Annotated in this window: 11 protein-coding genes; 2 read left to right on the top strand and 9 right to left on the bottom strand. The window is 73.6% G+C overall.

What is annotated here, in order from left to right:
* Nucleotides 1–138: 138 nt before the first annotated feature.
* The 6 genes from ACH47X_RS25220 to ACH47X_RS25195 all read right to left on the bottom strand — a co-directional run bounded on the left by ACH47X_RS25220 (nt 139) and on the right by ACH47X_RS25195 (nt 8,410).
* Nucleotides 139–1,719: a CoF synthetase gene (locus ACH47X_RS25220; RefSeq protein WP_397407957.1), complete on the bottom strand. Its 1,581-nt coding sequence runs from the start codon at nt 1,717–1,719 to the stop codon at nt 139–141.
* Nucleotides 1,716–2,744: a hypothetical protein gene (locus tag ACH47X_RS25215; protein ID WP_397407955.1), complete on the bottom strand. Its 1,029-nt coding sequence runs from the start codon at nt 2,742–2,744 to the stop codon at nt 1,716–1,718. Before ACH47X_RS25215 ends, ACH47X_RS25220 begins: the two co-directional genes overlap by 4 nt.
* 236 nt (nt 2,745–2,980) lie before the next feature.
* Complete coding sequence (locus ACH47X_RS25210) at nt 2,981–5,149, bottom strand: PhoX family protein (RefSeq protein WP_397407953.1); 2,169 nt, start codon at nt 5,147–5,149, stop codon at nt 2,981–2,983.
* A gap of 135 nt (nt 5,150–5,284) precedes the next feature.
* On the bottom strand, nt 5,285–6,385 hold the full coding sequence (locus ACH47X_RS25205; RefSeq protein WP_397407951.1) for a ThiF family adenylyltransferase: 1,101 nt from the start codon (nt 6,383–6,385) through the stop codon (nt 5,285–5,287).
* A gap of 188 nt (nt 6,386–6,573) precedes the next feature.
* Nucleotides 6,574–7,551: an electron transfer flavoprotein subunit alpha/FixB family protein gene (locus tag ACH47X_RS25200; RefSeq protein WP_397407949.1), complete on the bottom strand. Its 978-nt coding sequence runs from the start codon at nt 7,549–7,551 to the stop codon at nt 6,574–6,576.
* Between the two features lie 46 nt (nt 7,552–7,597).
* On the bottom strand, nt 7,598–8,410 hold the full coding sequence (locus ACH47X_RS25195) for an electron transfer flavoprotein subunit beta/FixA family protein (RefSeq protein WP_397407947.1): 813 nt from the start codon (nt 8,408–8,410) through the stop codon (nt 7,598–7,600).
* Between the two features lie 71 nt (nt 8,411–8,481).
* On the opposite strand from ACH47X_RS25195, the gene glgX reads away from it, so the two are divergent.
* Both glgX and ACH47X_RS25185 read left to right on the top strand, forming a co-directional pair.
* Nucleotides 8,482–10,797 carry a glycogen debranching protein GlgX gene (gene glgX / locus ACH47X_RS25190; protein WP_397407945.1) on the top strand — a complete coding sequence of 772 codons (2,316 nt, stop codon included), beginning with the start codon at nt 8,482–8,484 and terminating at the stop codon, nt 10,795–10,797.
* A 9-nt stretch (nt 10,798–10,806) separates the two neighbouring features.
* On the top strand, nt 10,807–12,522 hold the full coding sequence (locus ACH47X_RS25185) for an FAD-binding dehydrogenase (RefSeq protein ID WP_397407943.1): 1,716 nt from the start codon (nt 10,807–10,809) through the stop codon (nt 12,520–12,522).
* 103 nt (nt 12,523–12,625) lie between these two features.
* Here the strand turns inward: ACH47X_RS25185 and ACH47X_RS25180 are convergent, their stop codons facing one another.
* From ACH47X_RS25180 to ACH47X_RS25170, 3 genes are read right to left on the bottom strand one after another with little or no spacing between them, the layout of a single operon-like run.
* Nucleotides 12,626–13,636, bottom strand: coding sequence for a prephenate dehydrogenase (locus ACH47X_RS25180; protein ID WP_397407941.1), 1,011 nt, complete (start codon nt 13,634–13,636; stop codon nt 12,626–12,628).
* Nucleotides 13,633–14,616: a prephenate dehydratase gene (locus ACH47X_RS25175; RefSeq protein ID WP_397407992.1), complete on the bottom strand. Its 984-nt coding sequence runs from the start codon at nt 14,614–14,616 to the stop codon at nt 13,633–13,635. The genes ACH47X_RS25180 and ACH47X_RS25175 overlap by 4 nt, the downstream gene beginning before the upstream one ends.
* Nucleotides 14,613–15,452 (bottom strand): hypothetical protein, encoded by an 840-nt coding sequence (locus tag ACH47X_RS25170; RefSeq protein ID WP_397407939.1) that lies wholly within the window; start codon nt 15,450–15,452, stop codon nt 14,613–14,615. The genes ACH47X_RS25175 and ACH47X_RS25170 overlap by 4 nt, the downstream gene beginning before the upstream one ends.
* Nucleotides 15,453–15,490: the final 38 nt, after the last annotated feature.

Below are 15,490 nucleotides of genomic sequence, written 5' to 3'. Positions count from 1 at the left end.
GTCAGGGGCGTGCGCGCCGGGTCAGGGGGTGGAGTGGTCACGATCATCAAGCATACGAACGCTTCGGGGGCGGGAACGCTTCCCGAGGTGTGAGCCGCGCTATGCCCACGCCGGACCCGCGCCCGGCCCACGCCGGTCTCACTCCCTGGGGAACACGTGGCCCAGGTCGGTCTCCCACTGCTCCAGGGCGCCCGCGGGCAGCTGCCAGACGTACTCGTTCTTGAGCTTGCCGCTGTCCGTGGCGAACGGTCCGGTGCGGTGGGCGTAGAAGGCGATGGTGGGCAGCGTACCGGCGGGGGCGGTGCGCACTCCGTTGTCGAAGTCACCGTTGCGGCGACGCAGCTCGGTGACGACGAAGGCGCGGTACCGGTCCTGGTCCAGCGTGCCGTCCTGCGTCGCGGCGGCGCTGAGCTGGAGCGCGATGTGCAGCTGGCGGTCGCCGTTGTCGTCCTCGTAGCTGATCAGACGGTGGTTCTCGACCGCCTCGAGGAGCTCGGGGTCGCTGTGCACGACGTCGCGCAGGGCGTCGGGGCCGATGACTGCGCCGTTGTAGTCGACGGACAGGTCGGACCGGCCGTAGTGGAACAGCAGCGGCAGGTCGAGGAACTTCTCGGCGACGACGTCGTGGTGGCCGAGCTCCTTGAGCACGGGCAGCACGTCACGGACGCGCAGCACGTGGCCGCGGTCGTGGATGTTGTACCGGACGCGGGGGTTGATGTTCCGGTCGCGGGCGATGGTGACGACGAGCTCGCCGGCGTCGTTGGTCTCCACGAGGTAGTCGAACGGGTTGAACTGGAAGATCATCGGGAGGACGCCGTACTCGCCGGTCCGGGTCAGCCGCTCGGACAGCCGCGGGTCGGCGGCGACGGCGCGGCGCAGCGCGACGGTGAAGTCGGTCTCGATGCTGAGGTTGATCTCCAGGTCGCTGGCCCCGTACGAGCCGAACACGCTGTGGGCGTACCTCAGGATGTGCGAGCGCATGTTCTCGCTGATGCCCTCACCGCCGAACGCGGCCACGATGTCGTAGGCGGCCCAGTCCAGCCGGTCGTCCTCGAACAGGGACTTCAGGAACGGCGGGTAGCTGGTGATGATGTAGGTGTAGTCGGTCCCGAACTCCTGCATCGTGGCGATGATCTTGTCCTTGTCGGGGCCGCAGGACTTGATCATCGTGACCTCGGTGAGCGAGGACGTGACGTTCATGCCGGTGGCCCAGGCCCCCAGCGAGAAGGCGTTCAGCACGAACGGCTTCTTGCGCAGGGACGACGCCGTCCGCGCGAAGCCCACCTGGAGCAGCTGGCGGGTCGCGGCGCGCTCCTCGCGGCCGCGCACCCAGCTCGTGGGCGTGCCCGAGCTCCCGGAGGACTCGTCGACGACGACGCCGCGCCGCGGCAGGGTGCCGCCGATGCAGCGCTCGGGGATGCTCCACCGCTTGACGTAGGACTCCTTGTCCATCTCGGGGATGCCCCGGAACGTCTCGGCCAGCGAGCCCGTGTGGCGCAGCCTGCTGTCGCGGCCGTGCTCGGCGAGGAACGCGCGGTAGGCGGGCACCTCGCGTGCCGCGAGGTCGAACGTGCGCCAGGCCCGCAGCCGGCCGAGCCACCAGCGCAGCGGCTCGATGCCCGGCCCGAGCAGCACCTTGTGCGTGTGGACGCTGTGGGTCAGCGGGCACACCACGGCGTCCACGAGGGCCACGAGGGTGAAGGCGAGAACTCGTCTCATCGGTCGGCTCCCAGCAGCATCGAGGCGGCCGGACGGCGGTGCGCCACCGGCGGGGTCTTGCTGTACCCGAACCGGAACAGCATCCAGGCCATGCGGTCGCCGCTCTCGTCGGCGGAGATCTCCCGCGCGAAGGCCTCGTGCGAGCCGGGGTTGGTGATCACCGTCCCGAACGGGTGCAGCCGCACGCCGTGGGCGGTGAGCTCGAGCCACAGGCGCATGAAGGTGCGCCCGGCCTCGATGTGGTCGGCCGGCCGCGCGAACGGGCCCTCCAGCCAGCCGAGCTGCCGCACCCCGCGCATCGTGTTCAGGTACATCGCGCGGATCGCCCCGCCGACCACCGGCGCGTCCCACAGGCCGCGGTGGCTCATGGCGAACCGGAGCAGACCCCCGGGCATGAGCATGGCCTCGGCGCTCAGGCCGTCGCCCCGCTCCCGGGCGTCGTCCTTGCTGAACCGCAGCCACGTCATGATCTCCTCGTACACCGCGTCGTTGCGCAGGTCGGAGAACAGCGTGGCCTGGTTGATGTGCACAAGCCGGCGCACGACGGCGCGGTCGGCGGTCGTGCGGAACGTGTGCCCGGCACCGCGTGCGACGTCGGCCGCGGCGGCCACGACGTCGTCGGGCACGAGGCGGGCGTCGTAGGGACGGCGCGAGGTCTGGCGGGACCGGAAGAGCTCCAGCCGCGCGCGGGCGCCGTCGGACACCGGGCGCGGGACGAGCCGGACCGTACCCAGGCCGTGCAGGCGGTCGGTGCCGGCGAAGTCCATCTCGCCGTCGTCGATGCTCTCCTCGACCCCGTACCCGAGCCCCTCGGCGACGGTGCGCAGCGACTCCAGGAAGACGCCGGCGCAGACGTGCCCGAACGGGATGCCGAACGACTCCGCGGGCAGCCCGAGGTCGAGGTCGTAGTAGAGCTCGGCGGTGGACTCGTCCACCGGCCGCAGCTTGATGGGCTGGGAGTTGTGCGGGGACGGGTAGTGCCGGGCGTCCTCGACGATGCTCGGCCACGGCTCGGTGTGCGACACGAGCGCAACCTAGCGCGAGCCACCGACATGCCGACCCCAAAGACGTCAAAGCGTTATGCATGCAAAGTGCGGGATCGCTGGTGGGGGGGGGGGGGGCCCCGGGGGGGGGGGGGGGGCCCGCCCCCCCCCCCCCCCCCCCCGGGGGGGGGGGGCGGGGGGGCCCCCCCCCCCGGGGGGGTCCCCCCCCCCCCCCACCAGCGATCCCGCACTCAGCGGGTCAGGTCAGCGGACCCGGGTCAGTGGCGGTCGCGGTAGACCTGGACCACCGTCGGGCGCGGCCCGCGGAAGTCGCCCGCCTCCGGGCGGACGCCGGCGGCCACGTAGTCCGGGAAGAACGAGTCCGGCGCCTCGAAGCTGCCGTTCTCGCCCGGGTGCTGCACGTTCACGTAGACCATGCCGTCGCGCGAGTCGACCAGCGGCCCGCAGGTCTCGGCGCCCGCGGGCACCGAGAGGAACTGCTGGACGTGACCGCGCTCGCGGCCCGCGACCGGCACCTTGAACAGGCCGTCGCACTTCGCGATCCCCGACGAGCTGGGCTGGCCGTCCGTCGAGATCCAGAGGTTGCCCTCGGCGTCGAACGCGAGGTTGTCCGGGCAGGAGATCGGCGAGACGCGGTCCTTCGGGTAGCCCGCGAAGTACGTGCCCTCGACGGCGGGGTCGCCCGCGACCAGCAGCAGGTTCCACGTGAAGCGCGTGGACGTCTGGTCGCCGGACGGGATGATCTCGACCACGTGGCCGTCCCGGTTGCCGTTGACAGTGGCGCCGCCCACGACCTTGTGGGTGCGCGGGTTCGCCTCGGTGGCACCCTCGGTCGCGTTGCCCGGGGTGCGGCCCGAGTTGTTGGTGCAGGCCACGTAGATGCGGCCCGTGACCGGGCTGATCTCGACGTCCTCCGGGCGGTCCATCTTGGTGGCGCCCACCTTGTCCGCGGCCAGGCGCGTGTAGACCAGCACCTCCTCGACGGACATGCCCGGCACCTTGCTGCGGCCGTCCTTGACCAGCGGGAGCCACTCGCCCGTACCGTCGAAGGCACCGTCGGCCGGGACCGCACCCGAGCCGTCGATCTGCGCGGCCGGCGAGTCGCCCGTGAACTTCGCGACGAACAGGTCGCCCTCGGACAGCAGGGTCTTGTTGTGGGTGCGCGCCCAGCGGGACTCGCCCTTGGCGACCCGCTCCTTGGACACGAACTTGTAGACGTAGTCGAACGCCTGGTCGTCGCCCATGTACGCCACGGCGTGGCCCTTGGCGGACAGCGTGACGTTGGCGCCCTCGTGCTTGAACCGGCCCATCGCGGTGTGCTTGACGGGCTTCGCCTGCGGGTCGTACGGGTCCAGCTCGACGATCCAGCCGAAGCGGTTGGCCTCGTTCTCATAGCCCTCGGACTGCGCGAAGCGCGGCTCGTCGGCCTCCCAGCCGTAGCTGGTGGAGCTGCCGATGCCGTACCGGGCGTCGGCGGTCGGGTTCGCTCCCGCGGCCACGAAGTAGCCGTTGAAGTTCTCCTCGCCCGACAGCACGGTGCCCCAGGGCGTGGTGCCGCCCGCGCAGTTGTTCATGGTGCCGAAGACGCGCTTGCCCGTGGGGTCGGCGACCGTCTTGAGCAGGTCGGAGCCGGCCGCCGGGCCGTCGAGCACGAACTCGGTGTCCAGGTGGATGCGGCGGTTCAGCACGCTGATGCGCTGGTAGTCCCACGGCTTGCCGGTGCCGCGACGACGGACCTCGACGACGGCCATGCCGTGCGCGGCCCGCTCGATCGCGCGCGAGTACGCGTTCTTGGTGCGGCTGCCGTCGGCGGCGACGTCCCAGTACTTATCGGTCGGCGGGAACATGATCTCGGGGTTGGTGTACTCGAGGTTCGAGACCAGGATGCCGCGCGTCCCGCGGTGCTTCTCACCGGGACGGATCGGCAGGATGTCGAGGTAGTCGCAGTTGTAGCCGAACTGCTTGGCCTGCTGCTCCGGCGACTGGTTGTTCGGGTCGAACGTGCGGCCGCCCGGGAGGATCGGGTCGCCCCAGCGGATGATCGGGTCCCAGGTGTAGCCCTCGGGGACCACCAGGGCGTCGACGTCGACGGGCTGCGGGTCGATGGCGCCGAAGGACAGGCCCTTGCCGTGGCCACCGCCCGGGAACCGGCCCTCGGGCAGCGTCGCGGCCTCGGCCGACGGCGCGTCGGTGACGCCCTGGGCGCCGATCACGACGGCACCGGCGGCGACCGCCAGGGTGCCGAGCATCGCGCGGCGCGACAGCACCGAGCTCACGACGTCCTTGAAGTACTCGTTGGCGCTCTCGTTGGGAGCGGGGTGCAGGCACGCGTCGTTGCACTTGAGGCGACAGGTCACAGGGCTGCGCTTGCCACGCGCATGCGTGTGCACCGTCAGCAGCGGGCGGTTCTCAGGGGCGATCGTCATCGGAGGCTCTCCGGTCCGAAAAGGGGGGTGGGACGTCGTCAACCTAGGAGCAGGCGATGTCTGCCCTACGAAAGGTCAGGTACGCCCGGGTGAACGGAAGGTGGCCAGGAGGTGGGGCCGCGGCGGGAGCAGCCGCTAGCCGACGAGAGCGCGGCTCGTGACGTCCAGCCAGCCCTCGGCGCGCAGGAGCTGCTCGGCGCCGCGGGAGCGCAGGCCGCGCTCGCACACGACGACCACGGGCCGGTCGGCAGGGTGGTCCAGCAGCTCGGCCGGGAAGCGGCCGGCGGCGAGGTCCTCCAGGCGCGCGAAGACGGCGCCCGGTACCGCGCCCGGGACCAGGCCGACGTCGAGGAGCAGGACGCCGGCGGGCGGCCGGGCGTCGGCGGGCGGCGTCGGCCGTGGTTCCTGGAGCGTCCCGGGGGCCGGCGCCCCGGCCCCGTGCTCCCCGGACGTAGCCGGAGCGGGCACCTCCGCCGACGGCGCCGGCGCCGCCAGCTCGATCGTGTCCCATCCCGAGGTGCGCGCGTCGTAGGCCAGCAGCCGGCCCAGCGCCGGGTCCCCCGTGCCGGTTAGGAGCTTGACCGCCTCGACCGCCATGGTCGAGCCGACCACGCCGCAGGCGGGGCTCAGCACGCCCACCGTCTCGCAGGACTCCCCCTCGGGCGGCTGCGGGCCGAACACGTCGGGGTACGTGATCGCGTGCCCGTCCGGCGCGGCCGACCAGAACACGCTCACCTGACCGTCCCAGCCCAGCACCGTGCCCCAGACGACGGGCAGGCCGAGGCCCGCGGCCGCGTCGGACACGGCGTAGCGCGTCTGATAGGTGTCGGAGCCGTCGACCACCAGGTGGTAGCCACCCAGGATCGCGGCCGCGTTGTCCCTTGTGAGCCGCTCGCGGTGGGCGATCACCTCGACCTCGGGGGCCAGCCCGCGCAGCGCGTCGGCGGCCGACTCGGTCTTGCCCCGTCCGACGTCGGCCGCGGTGTGCAGCACCTGGCGCTGCAGGTTGGAGACGTCGACGGCGTCGTCGTCGATGATGCCGAGCGTGCCCACGCCCGCCGCCGCGAGGTACTGGAGCACCGGCGAGCCGAGGCCGCCCGCGCCGACGACGACCACCCGCGACGCGGCGAGACGCTCCTGGGCGGCGAGTCCGAAGCCGTCGAGCAGGAGGTGCCGCGCGACCCGGCGCCGCTCGGCGGGCCCGAGGCCGCGTGCGGGGATCACGAACGGCTCCATCACGTCATTCCACCACCTCGGAGGGGGCCGGCGCACCTTCCTGGTGCCGTCCCCTTCGAGGCCTGAGTTTCTTCGCTCTGCGGCAGCCGAGAGCGAAGAAACATAGGCCTCGAAGGAGAGCGGGCCCGGCCGCCCTGCGAGTCGGTCGGCAAGGCCGGCCCGGGAACCGCCGGACCTCGGCCCGGGCCTCAGGCCTTGTGCTTGCGGATCTCCGCCGCGGCCTGCGGGAGCACGTCGGCGAGCTGCCCCACGACGGCGAAGTCGCAGATCTCGAAGATCGGCGCCTCCGGGTCGCTGTTCACGGCGACGATCACCTGGGACGCCTGCATGCCGCCGCGGTGGTGGGGCGCGCCGGAGATGCCTGCGCCGATGTACACCCGCGGGGCGATCGTCACGCCCGTCTGCCCCACGTACGAGTCCCACCAGCCCTCGAACGCGGCGTCGCGGGACGCGCCGACCGCGGCGCCGAGCGCGTCCGCGAGGTCCTCGACGGGACCGAAGTCGCCGTCGGTACCGCGCCCGCCGGCCACCACCACGGCGGCCTGGTCCAGCGGCGGCCGGCCGCTCGTGTCGGCCTTGACCGTGCGGGACAGCAGCGTGACCGGGGAGGCGGCGACCTCGACGGCGTAGCCCTCGGTCACCGGCTCGACGGCGGCCGGCGCGGGCTGCGCGACCGCGGAGTTGGCGCGGACCGTGACCACGGCGACGTCGGACGTCACCGCGCACTCGGTGTCCCACGAGCCGGCGAACACCCGCTTGCCGGCCACGACCCGGCCGTCCACGTCACGCACGGCGGAGGCGTCGATCACGAGGCCCGCGCCCAGGTCGTGCGCGGCCAGGGCGGCGGCCTCCTTGGCGGCGAACGACGTGGGCAGCAGCACCACGTCGGCGTCCGTCAGGCGCACGGCGGCTGCCAGCGCGGCCGCGACGACGGCGGGCAGGTGCAGCTCGTCACCGCTCACGCACGCGCCCGCGCGAGCAGGCTCCGCCTGGTGCACGGTCTCGACGCCGTACGCGCCGAGCTGCGCCAGCACCTCGACGGTCGGCGCCTCCAGGGCGACTGCCTCGACCCGGCCCAGGCCGCGGGCGATGGTGAGCAGCTCCAGCGTGCTGGTGCGGACCTCGGTCGCGGGGTCCAGCAGGACCAGGACGGTGCGGTTGGTCATGACATGCCTCTCAGGCTGGTCGGTCCAGGCTCGGTAGGGCCTGGTCTCACACCAGGTCGTTGCGGATCAGGAAGTCGGCCAGTGCCACGCCACCCTCGCCCTTGTCGGTGACGAGCTCCACCTCGGGGCGCGCCGGGCGAGGTGCCGCCGACAGCGTCGCGGTACGGGCACCGGCCGTGCCCGCGACGGCGGGGTCGAGCCCGAGGTCGGCCGGCGACCAGACCTCGATCTCCTTGCTGCGCGCCGCCATGATGAGCTTGAACCCGGGGAACCGCGGCTGGTTGGCCCCGTCCGTCACGGACAGGACGGCCGGCAGCGGCGCGGTCAGGGACTCGGTGACGTCGTCGATCTCGCGCGTGATCGTCAGCGCGCCGTCTGCCAGCTCGACCTTCTTGGCGAGGTTCAGCGTGGGCAGGCCGAGCTCGGCGCCGAGCAGCGTCGGGACCACGGAGCCCAGGCCGTCCAGGGCGGCCATGCCGGTCACCACGAGGTCGACGGGCGCCTGCTCGCCCAGCTTGCGGACGGCGGCGGCGAGCACCGCTGCGGTGCCGAAGTAGTCGGAGCCGGCCAGGGCGTCGTCGGACACGCGGATGCCGCGGTCCACGCCGAGCTGGAACGCCTTGCGCAGCGCGACGTCGCCGTCGGGACCGGCCATGGTGACCACGACCACCTCGCCCTCGTCGGGCCCGAGGCGGCCGGCCTCCCGCTCGGCCTCGACCAGCCGCAGGGCGGCCTCGATCGCGTTCTCGTCGAGCTCGTTGAGGGTGCCCTCCCCGGCGGTGCGCACCACGCGGCCCTCGGAGAAACCACGCTCCGTGTTGATGTCCGGGACGTACTTGGCGGTGACCACGATGCGCATGGGGTAACCGTACGACGTCCGGCGGCGTGGGACGGATCCGGTCCAGGAGCGGGCCTGAGACGATGGGGTATATGTCGCAGTCACGTCGAGCAGAACCGCAGCGAGCGCCGGGTGACCCGGTGCCGCGTCCGGTCGTCCGGCCGCTCATCCGGCCGTCCGCCCGCCGCAGCCACGTGCCGCCGCTCGGCGTGTACGTCACGCCCGACGGCGGCATCGACGCGGCAGTCCTCGCGTCGCACGCGACCGCCGTGGACCTGTGCCTGATCGACGTCACCGACCCGGCCCTGGACGAGCACGACCCGGCCCGGTACCGCGAGCGCCGGTTCGAGATGGTGGGTCCGGTGTACGGGGTCTGGCACACGCACGTGCCGGATGTCGCGCCTGGTCAGCGCTATGGCTTCCGGGTGTACGGACCGTGGGAGCCGCGCGCGGGGATGCGGCACAACCCGGCCAAGCTGCTGGTGGACCCCTACGCCCGCGGGTTCGCGGGGCGGCTGCGGTACGGGCCCGAGGTGGTCGGGTCGGTGAGCACGGAGCGCGAGGACGGCTGGTGGCTGGGCGACCCGTACGGCGCCCCGGACGAGACCGACTCGCTGGCGTACGTGCCGCACTCCGTCGTCGTCGGGCAGCTGCCGCCGCCCCCTCCCCTGACCCGGCCGCGTGTGCCGTGGGCCGAGACGGTGGTCTACGAGGCCCACGTGCGCGGGCTGACGATGCTGCGCGAGGACATCCCCGAGGAGCTGCGGGGCACGTACGCGGGGATGGCGCACCCGGCCGTCGTCGAGCACCTGAAGAGCCTCGGGGTGACGACGCTGGAGCTGCTGCCGATCCACAAGAGCGTGGCCGAGCCACGGCTGGCGGCGCACGGGCTGACGAACTACTGGGGCTACAGCACGCTCGGGTTCTTCGCACCCAACGCGGCGTACGCGACCCGGGCCGCGCAGGAGCAGGGTGCGGAGGCGGTGCTGGACGAGGTGCGGGGCATGGTCCACCTGCTGCACGAGGCGGGTATCGAGGTGCTGCTCGACGTGGTCTACAACCACACGTGCGAGGGCGGCGACGACAGCCTGCACCTGGCCTGGCGCGGCCTGGACAACCCGGTGTACTACCTGCACGACGGCGCCTCGCCGGCGGCTCTCGCGGACGTCACGGGCACGGGCAACTCGCTCGACTTCCGGCGTCCGCGGGTGATCCAGCTCGCGCTGGACTCGCTGCGGTACTGGGCGCAGACCGTGGGCGTGGACGGGTACCGGTTCGACCTGGCGGTGACGCTCGGCCGGGGCAACGTGGGGTTCGACCCGGACCACCCGTTCCTGGTGGCACTGCAGACGGACCCGGTGCTGTCAGGGCTCAAGCTGATCATGGAGCCGTGGGACGTGGGGCCGGGCGGCTGGCAGACGGGCTCGTTCCCGCCGCCGATGGCGGAGTGGAACGACCGGTTCCGCGACGCCGCGCGGGGGTTCTGGCTGGACGCGCCCAAGCAGGGGGTGCGCGGGCAGGAGATGCGCGGGCTGCGCGACCTGGCGACGCGCCTGGCCGGGAGCGCCGACCTGTTCGGGCCGGGCGACCCGCCGCTGGTGCGCGGCCCGGTCGCGTCGGTCAACTACGTGACGGCGCATGACGGCTTCACGCTGGCCGACCTGGTGGCCTACGACCACAAGCACAACGAGGCGAACGGCGAGGACAACCGCGACGGCTCGGACAACAACCTGTCGTGGAACCACGGCATCGAGGGCCACACGTCGTCGGGCGACGACGCGACCACGGACCCGTGGCAGGCGATCGTGCCGCCACGCCGCAAGTCGCAGCGCAACCTGCTGGCCACGCTGCTCCTGGCGGCGGGCACGCCCATGCTGACGGCGGGCGACGAGCTGGGCCGCAGCCAGGGCGGCAACAACAACGCCTACGTGCAGGACAACGAGACGTCCTGGATCCGGTGGGCCCTGGACGACGCCGCCACGGACCTCCTGGAGACCACGCGCTACCTGCTGGCGCTGCGCCGCGAGCACCCGGCGCTGCGCGCGGACTCGTTCTACCTGGGCTCGCCGCGACCGTACGAGACCGACCCGGACCTGCTCTGGTACTCCGAGACGGGTGCGCCCATGGAGGTGGACACCTGGAACCAGCCCGGGCGACGCGTGCTGCAGATGCTGCGGCCCGGCCCGTCGGCGGGCGACGCCGACGTGCTGCTGGTCCTCAACGGCGGCCTCGACGACGTCGAGATGACGCTGCCGCCGCGCGACGGCGCGGCGCCCTGGGAGCTGGTCTGGGACTCCGCGTGGGACGCCCCCGAGGTGCCCGCCGACGAGCGGGGCCCCCGGACGTCGGTGACACTGGACGCCCTGAACATCAACGTGCTGCTGTCGCGGGGCGACCGTCCTGGCTAGAGTGCCCACATGACTGACTCCGTCCACAACAAAGGCGTTGGCACCACGGGGAACACCGACGTCATCGTCATCGGCGCAGGCCTGTCGGGCCTGGTGACGGCGACCGAGCTGACCGCGGCGGGCAAGCGCGTCATCCTGCTCGACCAGGAGCCGGCCGCCTCGCTGGGCGGGCAGGCCTGGTGGTCGTTCGGCGGGCTGTTCCTGGTGGACTCACCGGAGCAGCGCCGGCTCAAGGTGCGCGACTCCGCCGAGCTCGCGTTCTCCGACTGGCTGGGGTCGGCGCAGTTCGATCCAGGCGCCGAGCGCGGCGAGGGCCCGGACCGGTTCGGGTACCGGTGGGCCCAGGGGTTCGTCGAGTTCGCCGCGGGCGACCTGCGGCCCTGGCTGCACGCCAAGGGCGTGCGCTGGTTCCCGCTGGTGCAGTGGGCGGAGCGCGGCGGCTACCCCGCCGGCGGGCACGGCAACTCGGTGCCGCGCTTCCACGTCACGTGGGGCACCGGCCCCGCCGTCGTCGAGCCGTTCGTCGCCGCGGCGCACGAGGCCAACCGGGCGGGTCTGCTCGACCTGCGGTTCCGGCACCGGGTCACCTCCCTGGTGGTCACCGACGGCCGGGTCACCGGCGTGCGCGCCGAGGTCCTGGCCGACGACGACGCCGGGCGCGGCGAGCCGTCCAGCCGCACCGTGACGGGCGAGGTCGAGCTGTCCGCCCAGGCCGTCGTGATCGCCAGCGGCGGCATCGGCGCCAACCACGACCTGGCGCGGGCCCGTTGGTCCGCGGAGGCCGGGCACCTGCCCGGGCGCATGCTGTCCGGCGTGCCGGACTCCACGGACGGGCTCATGCTGGGCGTCGCCGCCGAGTCCGGCGCCGCGCTGGTGCACGAGGACCGCATGTGGCACTACCCGGAGGGCATCGCGAACCACTCGCCGGTGTGGACCCGGCACGGCATCCGGATCCTGCCCGGGCCGTCCTCGCTGTGGCTCGACGCCGACGGCAACCGGCTGCCCGGCCCGCTGTTCCCCGGGTTCGACGCCCTGGGCGCGCTCCAGCACGTGACCACCCGCGGCGACGACCACTCCTGGTTCGTGCTGAACAAGACGATCATGGAGAAGGAGTTCGCGCTGTCGGGCTCCGAGCAGAACCCCGACCTGACCGGCAAGTCCGTGCCGCTGCTCCTGGAGCGGGTACGGGGTCGGTCGGTGCCGGTGCGCACCTTCGCCGAGCAGTCGGAGGAGTTCCTCTGGGCCGACACCCCCGCCGAGCTCGCCGCCAAGATGAACGCGCTGACCGAGGCCACCGAAGGGTCTCGCGGGCACGTCGACGGGGAGTCCCTGGCCGCCCTGATCGCGGCCCGGGACGCTCAGGTCGCGACCGGCCTGGGCAAGGACCCGCAGGTCGTGGCGACGGCGGCCGCGCGGCACTTCGTCGTGGACAAGACCATCCGCGTCTCGCCGCCGCGGGCGCTGACCGCCCCGCAGGACGGGCCGCTGCTGGCCGTGCGCCTGTCGGTGCTGACCCGCAAGACGCTGGGCGGCCTGTGGTGCGACGAGACCGGCCGCGCCCTGACACCCGACGGCGAGGTGCTGGAGGGCCTGTGGGCCGTCGGCGAGGCCGCAGGGTTCGGCGGCGGCGGGGCCCACGGGCACCGCGCGCTGGAGGGCACCTTCCTGGGCGGCTGCCTCTTCACCGGTCGGACAACGGGCCGCGCGCTGGCGGCGGCGCTGTAGTCCTGGCGCCGATCGGCAGAGTGGTCGGCAGAACGTCAGGTGATCGGCTCCTCGGGCTGCCGACCACCTGACATCCTGCCGACCACCGGAATCCGCGCTCGGGCTAGCGGAGGAACGCCTGGCCCTGGTCCAGGGCCACCAGCACCGCGCCCTGCGAGCACGCCGCGACGAGCGCGGCCGACCAGTCGCCCGTGAGCGGGACCGCCTTGACGTCCGCGGCGCCCGCGACGTCGGCGCCGTCGCCCGGCCGCAGGCCCGTGACGCGCGCCGTCCCACCGGGGCGGATCCGCTCGCGCACGGGCTCGGGACGGTCGAAGAACCAGTGCGTGGGCGCGTTGGAGTCCAGAGCGTCCGCGAGCCGCTCCAGGTCCCGGGCCGCGAGCCGCAGGACGGGGGCCACCCACGCCGAGTTCTCGGTGACCATGGCCTCGGTGCGGCGGGGGTCCGTGAGACCCACCCGCGTGCCGTCCCGGAACGAGCCCGCGGCCAGCCGCAGCGCCACGTCGCGCACCGGGGCGCTCGCCACCGAGCCGAGGAGGTGGGTGGCCAGAACGTGCGGCACGTGGGACACGAGCGCGACCGCCTCGTCGTGCAGCTCGTCGGTCAGCACCGCCGCCGTGCCGCCCAGCGGGCCCGTGACCAGGCGCAGCACCTGGAGCAGCCGCTCCGGGTCGGTATCGCCGGTCACCGTCACCGCCCACGGCACCCCTTGCATCAGGGTCGCCGACGACGCCGCGAAGCCGCTGTGCTCGGTGCCCGACATCGGGTGCGCGCCGACGTACCGCTGACCCAACCCGGCCTCCGTGACGGCATCCCGCACGGGCCCCTTGACCGAGCCGACGTCGGTCACGGTCGGGTCCCAGCCCGGCTCCTCCGCCAGCGCCTCGGCGAGCTCGCCGGCCACCGTCCGCATGGCGCGCAGCGGCGCGGCGAGCACCACGACGTCGGGCCGGTTCGCGGCCAGGCGGGCGACGTCGTCGGCGACCGTGAGTCCCGCCGCGCGGGCCTCGCCGCCCGACACCGGGTCGGTCGCGACCACGGGCACGCCCGCCGCCTGGAGGGCCCGCGCGAGGGAGCCGCCGATCAGCCCCAGGCCGACGACGCCGACGCTCACCACAGCAGGCCCCGGTCGCGCGCCGGTGCCTCGTCCCTGGCCGACACCGAGCCGACCGGGACGTGGTCCGGGTCGAGCACGCCGTCGAGCGCACGGAAGCCGGCGCCGGCGGGGAACAGGCCGAGGGTCTTGAGGGCGTCGCCCGCGCCGAGCAGGTCACCCAGCACGTCCCGCGCGCCGGGGGCCCAGGGCGCCTCGTCGAAGGTCACCACGAACACGTACCTGCTCTCCTGCGCCTTCAGCGGCCGCGTGATCAGGCTCGACATGTTCACGCCCCGGTCGCCGAACGCGGCGGTGATCCGCGCCAGGACGCCCGGACCGGTCACCGACGGGGTGATGGCCAGCATCGTCTTCCAGTCCGCCTCGCCGGCCGCGCGCGACCGCGCCAGGTGCGCGGCGGCGGCACTGCGGCGGGTCAGCACCAGGAACCGGGTGCGGCCGCCACGGAAGTCCTCCACCGCCGTCGCGTAGGTGTCGAGGCCGTAGAGCTCCCCGCAGATCGTGGGGCCCAGGGCGATCGTCCCCGGTCCTGCGTCGCGGCAGGCCGCCGCGTTGGACGACGCCGGAGCGGTCCCGAGCCCCGTGCCCGTCACGAACCCGGAGCACTGGGCCAGCCCGTGGGGGTGCGCGGAGACCTCGGTCAGCTCGCCATGGCCCGGCCGCACGAACGCGTCGAACGACACGTCGAGCGCCACCTCGTCGACGGCCACGACGTCCGCGCTGGACAGCAGCGTGTCCAGGGACGGCACCACGTAGCCCTCCACGGAGGACTCGATGGCGACCACGCCGACGTCGGCACCGCCCGCGGCGACGGCGTCGTGCACGTCGCGGACGGTGTCCAGGGGCTCGGCGGTCACGGCGGCGTCGTCGTTCCCCACGTCGGACGGCGCGTGCCCGCGCGCCCATTGCAGCGCGGCCTGGTGGGTGAACGTGCCCTCCGGCCCCAGGTAGGCGACCCGGGTGCCGCCCGGCGCCGTCATGCCCACCGCGGGGTCAGGGTGTCGGGCCCGGGCACGAACGACTCGCCCGGCAGCACGGCCAGCGTGCGGTGCGCGACGCCGCGGTCGGTCAGGGCGGCGACCAGCACGGACAGCTTGTCGGACGTGGGGCAGGAGAAGGACGCGAAGAACACGTGCGGCCCCTCCGACGACGGCTGGCTGCGCAGGTGGTCCAGGTCCAGCCCGGCGTCCGCGATGATCGCGAGGGTGGGCTGCAGGGAGCCGAGGTGGTCGTCGGCCGGACCGAACGCTAGCCACACCTGCGCCGGCGTCGTGAACGGGGGCCAGTCGTCCCGGGACTCCAGCAGCCCGTACCAGATGGGACCACCCTCGGCGAGGGCCGCGCTGTCCGGCAGCTCCGCGAAGCCCGCCGGGACCCGAGGCCGCTCGATCACCAGGGACCCGCCCTCGCCGGCGAGTGCGATGCGCTCCTCGACGCTGGTGCGGGTGGGCACCAGACGCGGGCTCACGCCGAGGCCACGCAGCACGCTCGCGCAGTCCCGCATGCCCGCCTCGTCGATGACGACCTGCCCCACCGTGGCCCCGGCGCCGACCCAGACCCACTGGCCCTGCACCGCCACGGCCGCCGTCATGATGAGCGACGGCGCGCCCTCCAGGAGGGCGCGCTCGAGGCCCGGCGCCGGGTGCTCCGGGTGTCCCAGGTGCACCACGGCCGCCAGGGCCTCGATGCTCGCGACCGTGGCGAGCGTGTCCGCCGTGGTCCCGAGGTCGAGCAGCTCGACCGGGTCGTTCCATCCCGCCATTCGCGCGGCAAGCACCGCGTGCGCGGGAGACTCCCGCTCGCTACGTCCAAGCATGTGCCGAACCTACCGCCGCCGAGGCCTCAGAGCCGCAC

Origin of the sequence: Promicromonospora kroppenstedtii (genome assembly GCF_044389675.1) — a bacterium.
Classification (GTDB): Bacteria; Actinomycetota; Actinomycetes; order Actinomycetales; family Cellulomonadaceae; genus Promicromonospora; species Promicromonospora kroppenstedtii.
The sequence above is the reverse complement of the archived record's forward strand: the minus strand, read 5'-3'. Positions and strand labels throughout refer to the sequence as shown.